Annotated in this window: 10 protein-coding genes and 1 pseudogene; 5 read left to right on the top strand and 6 right to left on the bottom strand. The window is 59.9% G+C overall.

Features of this window, described 5'->3' with window-relative positions; all coding sequences use genetic code 11:
- Nucleotides 1-104: 104 nt before the first annotated feature.
- The gene (locus tag ASC74_RS10920) at nt 105-590 is read right to left on the bottom strand and encodes a YajQ family cyclic di-GMP-binding protein (RefSeq protein ID WP_007906601.1); all 486 of its coding nucleotides are present in this window, start codon (nt 588-590) and stop codon (nt 105-107) included.
- A 141-nt stretch (nt 591-731) separates the two neighbouring features.
- Between ASC74_RS10920 and ASC74_RS10915 the strand changes: the two genes are divergently transcribed.
- The 3 genes from ASC74_RS10915 to ASC74_RS10905 are packed head-to-tail and all read left to right on the top strand — an operon-like array spanning nt 732 to nt 4,315.
- On the top strand, nt 732-1,649 hold the full coding sequence (locus tag ASC74_RS10915; RefSeq protein ID WP_056741393.1) for a putative 2-dehydropantoate 2-reductase: 918 nt from the start codon (nt 732-734) through the stop codon (nt 1,647-1,649).
- Between the two features lie 45 nt (nt 1,650-1,694).
- Nucleotides 1,695-3,731 carry a sensor histidine kinase gene (locus ASC74_RS10910; protein WP_056741411.1) on the top strand — a complete coding sequence of 679 codons (2,037 nt, stop codon included), beginning with the start codon at nt 1,695-1,697 and terminating at the stop codon, nt 3,729-3,731.
- A gap of 2 nt (nt 3,732-3,733) precedes the next feature.
- Nucleotides 3,734-4,315: a cob(I)yrinic acid a,c-diamide adenosyltransferase gene (locus ASC74_RS10905; protein ID WP_056741392.1), complete on the top strand. Its 582-nt coding sequence runs from the start codon at nt 3,734-3,736 to the stop codon at nt 4,313-4,315.
- A 108-nt stretch (nt 4,316-4,423) separates the two neighbouring features.
- Here ASC74_RS10905 and ASC74_RS10900 read toward each other — a convergent pair whose 3' ends face one another.
- From ASC74_RS10900 to secA, 4 genes are all read right to left on the bottom strand, one after another.
- The gene (locus ASC74_RS10900; RefSeq protein ID WP_056741391.1) at nt 4,424-5,368 is read right to left on the bottom strand and encodes a Nudix family hydrolase; all 945 of its coding nucleotides are present in this window, start codon (nt 5,366-5,368) and stop codon (nt 4,424-4,426) included.
- Complete coding sequence (locus tag ASC74_RS10895) at nt 5,365-5,997, bottom strand: glutathione S-transferase family protein (RefSeq protein WP_056741390.1); 633 nt, start codon at nt 5,995-5,997, stop codon at nt 5,365-5,367. Before ASC74_RS10895 ends, ASC74_RS10900 begins: the two co-directional genes overlap by 4 nt.
- A 147-nt stretch (nt 5,998-6,144) precedes the next feature.
- Complete coding sequence (argJ, locus tag ASC74_RS10890; RefSeq protein WP_056741389.1) at nt 6,145-7,362, bottom strand: bifunctional glutamate N-acetyltransferase/amino-acid acetyltransferase ArgJ; 1,218 nt, start codon at nt 7,360-7,362, stop codon at nt 6,145-6,147.
- Nucleotides 7,363-7,484: 122 nt separating this feature from the next.
- Nucleotides 7,485-10,220, bottom strand: a complete 2,736-nt coding sequence (secA, locus tag ASC74_RS10885) for a preprotein translocase subunit SecA (RefSeq protein WP_056741388.1) — start codon at nt 10,218-10,220, stop codon at nt 7,485-7,487.
- Nucleotides 10,221-10,527: 307 nt separating this feature from the next.
- Here secA and ASC74_RS10880 point away from each other — a divergent pair, with 307 nt between their 5' ends.
- Entirely contained in the window at nt 10,528-10,983 is a 456-nt protein-coding gene (locus ASC74_RS10880; RefSeq protein WP_008147416.1) for a DUF721 domain-containing protein, read from the top strand.
- Between the two features lie 120 nt (nt 10,984-11,103).
- On the opposite strand, the gene ASC74_RS10875 is transcribed toward ASC74_RS10880, so the two are convergent.
- Nucleotides 11,104-12,591, bottom strand: a complete 1,488-nt coding sequence (locus tag ASC74_RS10875; RefSeq protein ID WP_056741410.1) for a helicase HerA-like domain-containing protein — start codon at nt 12,589-12,591, stop codon at nt 11,104-11,106.
- 189 nt (nt 12,592-12,780) lie between these two features.
- Here ASC74_RS10875 and ASC74_RS32635 point away from each other — a divergent pair.
- Nucleotides 12,781-13,812, top strand: a pseudogene (locus ASC74_RS32635) (HAMP domain-containing protein); the annotation flags it as partial.
- Between the last annotated feature and the right edge of the window lies 1 nt (nt 13,813).

Below are 13,813 nucleotides of genomic sequence, written 5' to 3'. Positions count from 1 at the left end.
GGGAGCGGGCTTGCTCGCGAAAAAGGTGTATCAGTCGACATCATTGTTGAATGACACACCGCTTTCGCGAGCAAGCCCGCTCCCACAGGTTCCCGCCTGAAAGGTCAGTCGCGGAAGTTGTTGAACTGCAGCGGCATATCGAACGTCTTGGCGCGCAGCGCCGCGATGGCTTCCTGCAAGTCATCACGCTTCTTGCCAGTAATGCGCACCTGCTCACCCTGAATGGCAGCCTGAACCTTGAGCTTGGCGTCTTTGACATGAGCGACGATTTTCTTCGCCAGCTCTTTGTCGATGCCTTCCTTGAGGACCGCTTCCTGCTTCATCAGCTTGCCCGACGCGTAGGCATCCTTGACTTCAAGGCACTGCACGTCGATTTTGCGCTTGACCAGGGCCAGCTTGAGGATCTCAATCATCGCTTCGAGCTGGAAATCGGCTTCAGCTGTCAGGTTGACGGTCAGGTCCTTTTCCTTGAACTCGAAGGTGCCTTTGCCTTTCAGGTCATAACGACGATCGAGTTCCTTGACGGCGTTCTCGACCGCGTTGGTGACTTCGTGTTTGTCCAGTTCGGATACCACGTCGAACGACGGCATGTAATCTCTCCAATAAAAGGGCATGCTCGATCACGAGGGAGCACGCCTGGCTTGCGGTTAAAATCCGCGCTGATTATAACGGGTCTTTCCCATCATTCACTGCGAGCCTCCCATGCGCGCGATAAACAGAGCAAAAAGCTGATGTCCACCACCTGGCATGTTCTGGGCGCCGGCAGCCTTGGCACCTTATGGGCCACTCGACTGGCGCGGGCCGGCGTGCCGGTCAAGCTGATCGTGCGGGACGCTGCCCGCTTGCAGGCGTATGAGGCGGCGGGTGGGTTGACGCTGGTCGAACACGGTAAAGCGCAGTGTTATCCGGTGCCTGCCGAGACACCCGACAACAATGAACCGATCAACCGCCTGCTGGTGGCCTGTAAAGCCTACGATGCCGAGAAAGCCGTGGCCCAACTGGCACCGCGCCTGGCCCCCGACGCCGAGCTGATCCTGTTGCAGAACGGTCTTGGCAGCCAGGACGCCGTCGCCACGCAGGTGCCGCAGGCTCGCTGCATTTGTGCGTCGAGCACCGAAGGTGCCTTTCGCGATGGCGACTGGCGCGTGGTATTCGCCGGCCACGGTTACACCTGGCTGGGGGATGCCGGGCATCCCGTGGCGCCGATCTGGCTGGATGACGTGAGCGCCGCCGGTATTCCCCACGAGTGGAGTACCGACATCCTGACCCGGCTGTGGCGAAAACTGGCGCTCAACTGTGCGATCAATCCGCTGACCGTGCTGCACGATTGCCGTAATGGCGGTTTACAGGAACACCACTGCGAAGTCGCCACCCTTTGCGTCGAATTGACCGAGTTGCTTGAGCGGTGCGGTCAGCCAGCAGCGGCCGAGGACCTTCAACAGGAAGTCGAACGGGTGATTCACGCGACCGCCGCCAACTTCTCTTCGATGTACCAGGACGTCGCGAACCAGCGCCGAACCGAAATCAGCTATCTATTGGGTCATGCCTGCAAAGTCGCCGCGAGGCATCAGTTGAACCTGCCGCACCTCAATCAACTTGAGCAAAGGCTGATCACCCATCTGCACAGCCTTGGATTGCCCAGCGACTGAGCAGCGGCTACGCTGGCCACTTGTTCCTTTTCAGCGATGAACCTGATGCCATTGCGCCAGCGCCTTGAAAACCTTCCGGTCGGCCAGAAATTGCTGGCCGCCCTGCTGGTGCTGTTGACCACCGTCCTGCTGGTCGCCAACCTGACCTTTATCAGCGCCGCGTACTACATCTCCCAGGAAAGCATGGCACCTCAGGCCTTGCAGACCATCGGCCGCCTGGTGTCCAATCCTAGCCTGGTGTCCGAAGCCTTGCAGTCACCGCAAAGCGCCGAACGCCTGCTCAATGAACTCAACAGCTATTCACCGCTGCGCGCGGCGGCCCTTTATGACGGCAAGGGCGAGCGTCTGGCGCAGTTGCAGCATGGCGAGAATCTGAGCCTGCCAACGCGTTACCGGCACATTGAATCCTGGCAAGCCACCGAGTTTCGCAGCAACCAAATCATCACCCTGCCCCGCCCCGGCACCGCGCCCGGCCACCTGTTACTGGTCGCCAGCAGCGAACTGCCGATGGCGTTCTACACCGGCACCCTCACCGCCAGCCTCGGGATTCTGATCTTCAGTGTGCTGTTGTGGCTGGTGATCGCCCGACAGATCAAACGCCTGATTACCCGGCCGATCCATGAGCTCGAAGAGTTGTCCCGGCAAGTGACCCGGGAGGAGAACTACGCCCTGCGCGCCTCCCGCGGCAACCATGACGAAATCGGCAGCCTCGCCGAGGCGTTCAACACCATGCTCTCGCGGATCGAGGCCCGTGAGCAGCAACTCAAGCGGGCCCGGGACGATTCCCAGGCCGCGTATGACCAGGCTCAGGGCCTGGCCGAAGAGACCCGCCATACCAATCGCAAACTGGAACTCGAAGTTCAGGTGCGCAGCAAGATCGAGAAGAAGCTCACCGGTTTCCAGAACTACCTCAACAGCATTATCGATTCCATGCCATCGGCGCTGATCGCTCTTGATGAACAGCTCTACGTGACGCAGTGGAATCAGGAGGCCAGCGCCCTCTCCGGGACGCGCCTCGACGAAGCTTTGAACCAGCCGATTTTTCTCGCTTTCGAACCGCTCAAACCGTTTCTGCCACAGCTCAAGCAAACCGTCGAGCAGCACACAGTGGCCAAGATTGAACGGGTGACGTGGTTCAAGGACGAAGAACCCAAGCACTACGCGCTGACGTTCTACCCGCTGATGGGCGGCGCCGGGCGTGGTGTGGTGATCCGGATCGACGACATCACCCAGCGCCTGTCGCTGGAGGAAATGATGGTGCAGTCGGAAAAAATGCTCTCGGTCGGTGGCCTTGCCGCGGGTATGGCCCACGAGATCAACAACCCGTTGGGCGCGATCCTGCACAACGTGCAGAACATTCGCCGACGCCTTTCGCCTGATCTGCCGAAGAATCTCGAACAAGCCGAGCAAACCGGGATCGCGCTGGATACGGTCAATAAATACCTGCAAGCGCGCGAAGTCCCGCAGTTGCTCGATGGCATTCAACAGGCTGGCGCCCGGGCGGCGAAGATTGTCACGCACATGCTCAGCTTCAGTCGCCGCAGTACCCGGCAAATGGCCCCGTGCGACCTGCCGGCGCTGATCGATCAGGCGGTAGAAATCGCCGGTAACGACTTCGACCTGGCGATCGGTTTCGACTTCAAGGGCCAGGCAATCATTCGCCAGTTCGATCCACAACTCGGCCCCGTGCCCGGTACCGCCAACGAACTGGAGCAGGTGCTGCTCAATCTGTTGAAAAACGCCGCTCAGGCGATTCACCAGCGCGAAGACGACCGCGAGCCGGGACGGATCATTCTGCGCACCAAACTGAACCCGCCCTGGGCGGAAATCCAGGTGGAGGACAACGGCATCGGCATGAGCGAGAGTGTGCGCAAACGCACCTTCGAACCGTTCTTCACCACCAAGGAAATCGGTCAGGGCACCGGCCTTGGCCTGTCGGTCTCGTATTTCATCATTACCAACAACCACAAGGGTCAGATGGAAGTGCAGTCGACCCTGGGCCAAGGCACATGTTTCACCTTGCGCCTGCCCTTGGCGGGCACCCCGCTCGTCTCTCAAGAACTCAATCAGCTATCGAGGTAACCATGGGCTTTCGCTTGTCGAAGATTTACACCCGCACCGGCGACAAAGGCGAAACCGGGCTGGGCGACGGCCGCCGCGTGCCCAAGGATCATCCGCGGATCGAAGCCATTGGCGAAGTCGATACGCTGAACAGCCAGGTGGGTGTGCTATTGGCCGGGTTGGCGGCGGAAAGTGGCGAGTATCCGGGCTTGAACGAAGTGATCGAGGTTTTGGCGCCTTGCCAGCATCGGTTGTTCGACTTGGGTGGCGAGTTGGCGATGCCGGTGTATCAGGCACTGAACACGGCAGAAGTCGAACGTCTGGAAGCGGCGATTGATGTGTGGAATGAAGAACTGGGGCCGCTGGAGAATTTCATTCTGCCGGGTGGTTCGGCGTTGATTGCCCAGGCCCATGTGTGCAGATGCCTGGCACGCAGTGCGGAGCGGCGGTGTCAGCATTTGAATGCAGTCGAACCGTTGGCCGGGGTTGGGTTGGCGTATATCAATCGGTTGTCGGATTTGTTGTTTGTGGTGGCGCGGTTGATTGCCAAGCGACAGGGGATTGCCGAGATACTTTGGCAGCCGGCGCCGAAACCAGAGGTTTAATCGGCGCCTGCCAGGCCGCTTTCGCGAGCAAGCCCGCTCCCACAGGGGAACGCATTCCAATGTGGGAGCGGGCTTGCTCGCGAAGGGGCCAGCAGCGTCAACGCAGAATCAGGCCCCAGGCCAAAACGCCCGAATCCCCGCCGCACCCTGTGCGCCCGCTTCCCAGGCTTTCTGCAGATCAGCCGGGCCAACACCACCGAGCAGGAACACCGGTTTGCTGAAACCTTCGATCAACACTGAAGCCTGCTCCCAACCCAGCGGCTGAGCCCCCGGATGAGTCAGGGTCGGTTGCACCGGTGACAGGGTCACAAAATCCACCCCCATCTGCTCGGCCAACGCCAGTTCTTCAGCGTTATGGCAGGACGCCGCCAGCCAGCGCGACGCCGGTAACGGGCGGCCAGCCGCCGCGTGCTTGCGCAGTTGCGCGGAAGTGATGTGCCAACCGGCGGACGGGAAATCTCCCAGCCATTCGAACGGCCCCTTGATCATCAACTGCGCCTTGCCAGCACACAGCCCCGCCGCATCCACTGCCAGATCGCGGTACTTCGGATCGTAGCCGTTGGGTGCCCGTAACTGGATCAGCTTGATGCCGCCAGCAATGGCTTTTTGAATACCGCGCAGCAAGGCCGGGGTTTCCAGGTCTTCCGGAGTAATCAAATACTGCGCGGGTAACCGTGCAGCCGCGACAATCGGCTGGTTGGCCGCCGGGAACTCGTAGTTCAGCAGATCGCGGGGCGCGACCCATTCCAATGGCTGGCCTTCGGCGCCGTGCGGTTCGCCGGTAAAGGCCGACACTTCCCAAACGTCCAGCAACACTTGCTTGTCCGGGTAATCGTGCCGGACCTTGATCAGCGGACGAGCCGCGTTGACCACGATGCCCAACTCTTCATGGAGCTCGCGAGCCAGGGCGGATTCAACGGATTCGTCGGCCTCGACCTTGCCACCGGGGAATTCCCACAGGCCACCCTGATGCTGGGTGTCGGCACGGCGGGCAATGAGGATCTTGCCACTGCTATCGCGGATGACAGCGGCGGCTACGTGTACTCGCTTCACTGCCCGACCTCCTCCAGACCCGCCTTCTGCCACGCCTTGAAGGCTGGCCATTGGTAGAGGGTTTCGACGTAGGCCGCGTCCGCTGCGGGCAACCTCACCTGATAGGTGCGCAGGCGCACGGCGATCGGTGCGAAGAACGCATCGGCCAGGGTCGCGCCGCCGAACAGGAACGGACCGGTTTCGGTGGCGGCAGCGCGGCACTCGGCCCACAACGCCAACATCCGCTCGATGTCGGCCTGGACGTCAGCCGGTGCTGGCGACAGCGCAGCGTCGTGGCTCAGGTCGAATGGCATGTTGCCGCGCATGGCGAAGAAACCACTGTGCATCTGCGCGCACGCCGAGCGGGCCTGGGCGCGGGCGGCGGTGTCTTTGGGCCAGAGGCCGGCGTCGGGGAACTGCTCTGCCAGATACTCGGCAATCGCCAGGGAGTCGGCGATGGTGCCGTGTCCGGTTTTCAACAGCGGGACTTTGCCGGTCGGCGAGTGCTTGAGCAGACGCTCACGCGTATCTGGCTGGTTCAGCTTGATCAGTTCTTCGGTGTAAGGAACGCCAGCCAGGTCGAGAGCCAACGCGCCGCGCAGGGACCAGGAGGAAATCAGTTTGTCGCCGATGATCAGGTGCAAGCTCATGTTCGGGACCTTTTGATGGAGGGAACAAGCCAGTCTATATAGTGACTGACAGACCGCTTTCGCGAGCAGGCTCGCTCCCACATTGGGTTTGTGTACACCTCAATACCCTGTGGGAGCGAGCCTGCTCGCGAATGGAGCGACTCGGTCTTACGTGCGGTATTCGGCGTTGATCTTCACGTATTCGTGGGACAGGTCAGTGGTCCAGATGGTTTCGCTGCAATCACCGCGACCCAGCTCGATACGGATGGTGATTTCTTCCTGCTGCATCACGGCCGCGCCCTGGGCTTCGGTGTAGGTCGATGCGCGAGCGCCACGGCTGGCGATACACACGTCACCGAGGAACACGTCGATTTTGCTCACGTCCAGGTTCGGTACGCCGGCACGGCCGACGGCGGCCAGAATGCGGCCCCAGTTCGGGTCGGAGGCGAACAGTGCGGTCTTGATCAGCGGCGAGTGAGCCACGGTGTAACCGACGTCCAGGCATTCCTGGTGATTGCCGCCGCCGTTGACTTCAACGGTCACGAACTTGGTCGCGCCTTCGCCGTCACGAACAATGGCCTGAGCCACGTCCATGCACACTTCGAACACGGCCTGTTTCAGCTTGGCGAACAAATCACCGCTGGCTTCAGTGATTTCCGGCAGTGCTGCCTGACCGGTAGCGATCAGCATGCAGCAGTCGTTGGTCGAGGTGTCGCCGTCGATGGTGATGCGGTTGAACGACTTGTTGGCACCGTCCACCAGCAGGTTTTGCAGCACGTCGCGGGAGACTTTGGCGTCGGTGGCGATGTAGCCGAGCATGGTCGCCATGTTCGGGCGGATCATACCCGCGCCTTTGCTGATACCGGTGACGGTGATAGTCACGCCGTCATGCTGGAACTGGCGGCTGGCACCTTTTGGCAGGGTGTCGGTGGTCATGATGCCGGTGGCGGCAGCTTCCCAGTTGTTGACCGACAGGTCGTCGAGGGCGGCTTGCAGAGCCCCTTCGATTTTCTCGACCGGCAGCGGCTCGCCGATCACACCGGTGGAGTACGGCAGCACCAGGCTGGCGTCGACGCCGGTCAGCTCAGCCAGTTTGGCGCAGGTGCGCTCGGCGGCGGCAAGGCCTGGTTCGCCAGTACCGGCGTTGGCATTGCCAGTATTGGTCAACAGGTAACGCACCGGACCTTGCACACGCTGCTTGGCCAGGATCACGGGAGCTGCGCAAAAAGCGTTCAGGGTGAACACGCCAGCGACCGTGGAACCTTCGGCACAGCGCATGACCACAACATCCTTGCGCCCCGGGCGCTTGATGCCAGCCGAGGCGATACCGAGTTCAAAACCGGCAACCGGGTGCAACGTTGGCAAAGGACCAAGACCAACAGCCATGAATGCGCTCCTTAATAAATGATGTCAGCACCGCTTTCAGGAAGAACGGTGGTTTAAATGGCAAAACGCCGCGACGGCATAAGCCGGTCGCGGCGCGGGTATTTCAGCGTATGAAACGGGTTTTACTGGATCTGCCCGTGGCAATGCTTGAACTTCTTGCCCGAACCGCAGTAGCAAAGTTCGTTGCGGCCCAGCTTCTGTTCGTTGCGTACCGGCGCGATGGCAAGGGCGACATCGACCTCTTCACCCAGCAGTTCCGGTTGCTCAAGCCCCGGTGCTTCGTCGTGCTGGAACTGCATGCGTGCAGCCAGCGCTTCGGCTTCCTGACGCAGACGTTGTTCTTCTGCTTCCGGGTCTTCGCGGCGAACCTGAACGTGGGACAGCACACGGATAGAGTCGCGCTTGATCGAATCCAGCAGCTCGGAGAACAGCGTGTAGGACTCGCGCTTGTACTCTTGCTTCGGGTTCTTCTGTGCATAACCACGCAAGTGGATGCCGTGACGCAGGTGATCCATGGTCGACAGGTGGTCTTTCCACAGGTCATCGAGCACACGCAGAACGATTTGCTTCTCGAAGGAGCGCAGCGCTTCGGCGCTCGCCTGCTCTTCTTTCTCGTTGTACGCGGCCAGCAGCTCGGTCATGAGCTTCTCGCGCAGGGTTTCTTCGTACAGGTGATCGTCTTCGTCGAGCCATTTCTGGATCGGCAGCGCTACACCGAAATCGCTCTGCAACGCTGCTTCCAGACCGACCACGTCCCACTGCTCAGGCAGCGATTGCGGTGGAATGTGGGCGCTGACTGTTGCGTTGAGCACGTCCTGACGGAAGTCGGCGATGGTTTCACCGATGTTGTCGGCAGCCAACAAACTGTTACGCATGTGATAAATCACTTTACGTTGTTCGTTGTTGACGTCGTCGAACTCGAGCAGTTGCTTACGAATGTCGAAGTTGCGGCCTTCAACCTTGCGCTGAGCCTTCTCGATGGCGTTGGTCACCATGCGGTGCTCGATCGCTTCACCAGGCTGCATGCCCAGGGCCTTCATGAAGTTCTTCACCCGATCAGAGGCGAAGATGCGCATCAGGCTGTCTTCCAGCGACAGGTAGAAACGGCTGGAACCGGCGTCACCCTGACGACCGGCACGACCACGCAGCTGGTTGTCGATACGGCGCGATTCGTGACGCTCGGAAGCAATCACCTGCAAACCACCCGATTCGAGCACTTGCTGGTGACGTTTCTGCCAGTCGGCCTTGATCTGGGCAATCTGCTCAGGGGTCGGGTCTTCCAGGGTTGCCACTTCTACTTCCCAGTTACCGCCCAACAAGATGTCGGTACCACGACCGGCCATGTTGGTGGCGATGGTCAGTGCGCCTGGGCGACCGGCCTGGGCAATGATCTCGGCTTCTTTTTCGTGGAACTTGGCGTTCAGAACCTTGTGTTCGATGCCTTCCTTCTGCAGCAGCGCAGACATGTGCTCGGAAGTTTCGATGGTTGCAGTACCCACCAGCACCGGACGGCCCTGGGTCATGCATTCCTTGATGTCATTGATGATCGCCGCGTATTTCTCTTCGGCGGTCAGGAACACCAGGTCGTTGTAGTCTTTACGCGCCAACGGTTTGTTCGGCGGGATAACCATCACCGACAGACCGTAGATCTGGTGGAATTCGAACGCTTCAGTGTCGGCGGTACCGGTCATGCCGGACAGCTTGTTGTACAAACGGAAGTAGTTCTGGAACGTGGTCGAGGCCAGGGTCTGGCTTTCGGCCTGAATGTTCAGGTTTTCCTTGGCTTCGATAGCCTGGTGCAGACCTTCGGACAGACGGCGACCCGGCATGGTACGACCGGTGTGTTCGTCGACCAGAACGACCTGGCCATCCTGCACGATGTATTCGATGTTGCGATTGAACAGTTTATGAGCGCGCAGACCGGCATAAACGTGGGTCAGCAGACCGAGGTTGTGCGCCGAATACAGGCTCTCGCCTTCAGCCAGCAGGCCAACGCGGGTCAGCATGTCTTCGATGAACTGGTGACCGGCTTCGTTGAGCTCGACCTGACGGGTCTTCTCGTCGACGGTGTAGTGGCCGGCCTTGGTGACTTCGCCTTCCACTTCTTCGATGTGCAACTCAAGCTGCGGGATCAGTTTGTTGATCTCGATGTACAGCTTGGAGCTGTCCTCGGCCTGACCGGAAATGATCAGCGGGGTACGGGCTTCGTCGATGAGGATGGAGTCGACTTCGTCGATCACGGCAAAATTGAGTTCGCGCTGGAATTTTTCTTCCATGCTGAACGCCATGTTGTCGCGCAGGTAGTCGAAACCGAATTCGTTGTTGGTGCCGTAGGTAATGTCGGCAGCGTAAGCCAGACGTTTCTCTTCCGGCGGCTGGAACGGCGTGACAACACCGACCGACATTCCGAGGAATTCGTAGAGCGGACGCATCCAGTTGGCGTCACGACGGGCCAGGTAGTCGTTCACCGTCACAACGTGCACGCCCTTGCCGGACAGCGCGTTGAGGTAAACGCCCAGTGTTGCCACCAGGGTCTTGCCTTCACCGGTACGCATTTCCGCGATCTGGCCTTCATGCAAGGTCATGCCGCCGATCAGCTGGACATCGAAGTGGCGCATACCCATGACGCGCTTACCGGCTTCGCGGGCGACCGCAAAGGCTTCTGGCAGCAGCTTGTCGAGGGTTTCCCCTTTGGCGATGCGGGCCTTGAACTCATCTGTCTTGGCACGCAATTGATCGTCCGAAAGGGCCACCATTTGCTCTTCGAAGGCATTGACGAGTTGCACCGTCTTGAGCATGCGTTTGACTTCACGCTCGTTCTTGCTTCCAAAAAGTTTCTTTAACAAAGGCGCAAACATATCGGCAGGATCTTCCACACTAAAGGGATGGAGGGCGGCCCCGTGAGTCGCCCGAGCAGCCCTCATGGCCGCATGCGAACGAGCATTCTACCCGGAAACGATGGTGAGGAAAGTGGCGTTGTTCCACGATGCTGGCACAGCGTTGTAACGGGGCTCACTTAAAATAAGGGCTTTTGGCTGAACTTCAAGCCATTCACGGCAGAAGTTACTTGTTGATTTAATGGGTAAAGCGCTCGCAAAGCAATGGCTCGGGTGCATCCGGTGCTTTCTGCTACCATGGCGGCTCTGTTACTTCAGGTGTCTGATCATGGCATTTCGCCCTCTTACGGCCAGAGCACCCGCCGTTCTGCTTCGCGAAGCCAAACCGCTGAAAGCCATCTTCGGCCACGCTCAACGCCTGGGTCATTTACAACGTCTGCTGGAAAGCCAATTGCAGCCCGCCGCCCGCGAGCATTGCCATGTGGCGTCGTGGCGCGAAGGCAGTTTGTTGCTGATAGTGACCGACGGTCATTGGGCAACCCGCCTGCGTTATCAGCAAAAGCGTCTGCAACGGCAATTACAGATGTTCGACGAGTTCGCCAGCCTGACGCGGATTCTGTTCAAGGTTCAACCGCCCACGGTTCAGCAAGGGGCGGCTGGCCATACCATCAGCTTGTCGACCGATGCAGGCGCGACCATTCAGGCCACAGCCGACGGAATCAGCGATCCGAATCTGCGGGCAGCGCTGGAACGGTTGGCGGCTCACGCCAAACCCAAAACCTGACGCAAATCTAATGTGGGAGCGGGCTTGCTCGCGAAGACGGTCTGACATTCAACATAGATGTTGTCTGATCTACCGCTTTCGCGAGCAAGCCCGCTCCCACATTTTTATCGTGCCCGCTTGTTATCGGCGCTTGCTGCCGCCGAGCAGCGAGCCCATCAAGCCGCGTACCAACTGTCGGCCCAATTGATTGGCCGCCTGGCGCATCGCTGATTTCAGTGCCTGCCCCGCCGCGGTGCCGAGGAATTCCCCCGCCTTGTCGGTGAAGCTTGGCTCTTCGGCTGCCGGTTTGCCCGCTGCAGCGTCAGGCTCTGGTGCCAACCCTTTGCGCCCCATCAACACTTCATAAGCCGATTCGCGATCAACGGGTTTGTCATACCGCCCCTTCAATGGCGACCCCGAGATCAGCGCTGTGCGCTCAGTCTCGCTCAACGGCCCGATCCGCGATTGCGGCGGCGCCACCAACACCCGCTGGACCATCTCCGGCGTACCCTTGTCCTGCAACGTACCGACCAGCGCCTCGCCAATCCCAAGCTCGGTCAGCACCGACAAGGCATCGAACGCCGGGTTCGGCCGGAAACCTTCGGCCACCGCGCGCAGGGATTTCTGCTCCTTGGCGGTGAACGCGCGTAAGCCATGCTGAATGCGCAGGCCGAGCTGAGCCAGCACGTCATCCGGCAAGTCGCCCGGCGATTGGGTGACGAAATACACGCCAACGCCTTTCGAGCGAATCAACCGCACCACTTGCTCAAGACGATCCTGCAACGCCTTTGGCGTACCGGCGAACAATAAATGCGCTTCGTCGAAAAACAACGCCAGCAGCGGTTTGTCCGCATCGCCGCGCTCCGGCAGTTGCTCGAACAGTTCGGCCAGCAACCACAACAGGAACGTCGCGTAGACCTTCGGCGCTTCGTGCACCAGGCGGCTGGCATCGAGCAAGTGAATGCGCCCGCGGCCCTCGGCGGTCGGTTGCAGAATGTCTTCGAGCTGCAGCGCCGGCTCACCGAACAGCGCTTCGGCGCCCTGCTGTTCCAGGGTCGCCAGACGCCGCAACAGCGCCTGACTGGAACCGGTGGTCATCAGCGCGGCGTCATCACCCAGCAATTCGGGGTTGTCACGCAGGTGATTGAGCAGTGCCTTCAGGTCCTTGAGGTCCAGCAACAACAGCCCTTCACGGTCCGCCACCTTGAACGCGGCGTACAGCGCCGACTGTTGACTGTCGGTCAGCTCCAGCAGGCTGCCAATCAATAACGGCCCCATTTCGCTCAAGGTTGTGCGCAATGGATGACCGGACTGACCGTGAATGTCCCACAAGGTCACCGGATACGCTTGAGGCGTGTGATTCAGCCAGGGCATCCCGGCGATCCGCTCGGCGACTTTGCCTTGAGGGTTGCCGGCGGCGCCCAGACCACACAGGTCACCCTTGATATCGGCGGCAAACACCGCCACGCCGGCATCGCTGAAGGCTTCGGCCATCCGTTGCAAGGTGACGGTTTTGCCCGTCCCGGTAGCGCCCGCGACCAAACCATGACGGTTCGCCAGACGCATGGCCTGGGCAACGGGCTGCCCGGCGAGGTCGGCACCGATAACGAGTTGTAATGAGTCAGGCATTTTGTCACCCATGGTTAATCTTTGATCCTTCACGGCCGATAGGAATAAGCGAGAGACCCAATTGAAAGCAAGGTCCGACATTCCCCTATGGAGAGCAGGAATTACCGACTCGCTCCATTGCGCACTCATTTTGCGCGCATTAACAGCAACGCGCCCCGAACAATAAGACCTTAGCGGACCCCCCGAGCCATGAACAAAAATCTGCGCTTCAGCCATAAAATCCTGCTTGCCGCCGCCCTCATCGTGATTGCCGCCTTCGCCTCGTTCACGCTGTACAACGACTATTTGCAGCGCAATGCGATACGCCGCGATCTGGACAACTACTTGCAGGAAATGGGCAGCGTCACCGCAAAAAACATTCAAACCTGGCTGGCCGGCCGCAGTCTGCTGATCGAAAACCTGTCGCAAACCGTTGCCTTGAACGCAGATGTAGCCAATGTCTCCAACCTGCTGGAACAGAAGGCCGTGTCGTCGACCTTTATGGGCGCCTACCTGGGCAACAAAGATGGCACCTTCATCATCCGCCCGGACAGCAAGATGCCCGACGGTTATGACCCTCGTGCCCGCCCCTGGTACAAGAGCGCGCAAAGCACCAGCGGTTCTGCCCTGACCGAACCCTACATCGACCTGGCTTCTGGTCAGTTGGTGATTTCCATCGTTAATAGCGTACTCAAGGACGGTCAAAACATCGGCGTGGTCGGTGGTGACTTGAGCTTGCAGGTGATCACCGACAGCCTCAACGCACTGGACTTCGACGGCATGGGCTATGCGTTCCTGGTCGGTGCCGACGGCAAAATCCTGGTCCACCCGGACAAAGCGCTGGTGATGAAGTCCCTGAGCGAGGCGTACCCGAAAAACACTCCGCGCATCAGCAGCGACTTCAGTGAAGTAGACGTCGACGGCAAGACTCGCATCGTGACCTTTACACCGATCAAAGGGCTGTCCTCAGTCAACTGGTACATCGGTCTGTCGGTGGACAAGGACAAAGCCTTCTCCAAGCTCAGCGAATTCCGCGCCTCGGCGCTCGTTGCGACAGTCATTGCCGTGGCCATCATCATCGCCTTGCTGGGCATGCTGATCCGCATCCTGATCCAGCCGCTGCACGTCATGACCCGCGCCATGGCGGACATCGCCGACGGCGAAGGCGACCTGACCAAACGCCTGACCATCGTGAACAACGATGAATTCGGTGTCCTCGGTACCGCGTTCAACCGCTTCGTGG

This window comes from Pseudomonas sp. Root329 (assembly GCF_001424925.1).
Classification (GTDB): Bacteria; Pseudomonadota; Gammaproteobacteria; order Pseudomonadales; family Pseudomonadaceae; genus Aquipseudomonas; species Aquipseudomonas arabinosi.
Note: the sequence above shows the minus strand (reverse complement) of the source record. Positions and strands in the feature narration are given on the sequence as shown.

What these genes read in the sequence shown, in the direction of transcription:
- ASC74_RS10920 (WP_007906601.1), bottom strand. Translation starts at nt 590, where the DNA reads ATGCCGTCGTTCGACGTGGTATCCGAACTGGACAAACACGAAGTCACC.
- ASC74_RS10875 (WP_056741410.1), bottom strand. Translation starts at nt 12,591, where the DNA reads ATGCCTGACTCATTACAACTCGTTATCGGTGCCGACCTCGCCGGGCAG.
- ASC74_RS10905 (WP_056741392.1), top strand. Translation starts at nt 3,734, where the DNA reads ATGGGCTTTCGCTTGTCGAAGATTTACACCCGCACCGGCGACAAAGGC.
- argJ (WP_056741389.1), bottom strand. Translation starts at nt 7,362, where the DNA reads ATGGCTGTTGGTCTTGGTCCTTTGCCAACGTTGCACCCGGTTGCCGGT.
- secA (WP_056741388.1), bottom strand. Translation starts at nt 10,220, where the DNA reads ATGTTTGCGCCTTTGTTAAAGAAACTTTTTGGAAGCAAGAACGAGCGT.
- ASC74_RS10915 (WP_056741393.1), top strand. Translation starts at nt 732, where the DNA reads ATGTCCACCACCTGGCATGTTCTGGGCGCCGGCAGCCTTGGCACCTTA.
- ASC74_RS10880 (WP_008147416.1), top strand. Translation starts at nt 10,528, where the DNA reads ATGGCATTTCGCCCTCTTACGGCCAGAGCACCCGCCGTTCTGCTTCGC.
- ASC74_RS10895 (WP_056741390.1), bottom strand. Translation starts at nt 5,997, where the DNA reads ATGAGCTTGCACCTGATCATCGGCGACAAACTGATTTCCTCCTGGTCC.
- ASC74_RS10910 (WP_056741411.1), top strand. Translation starts at nt 1,695, where the DNA reads ATGCCATTGCGCCAGCGCCTTGAAAACCTTCCGGTCGGCCAGAAATTG.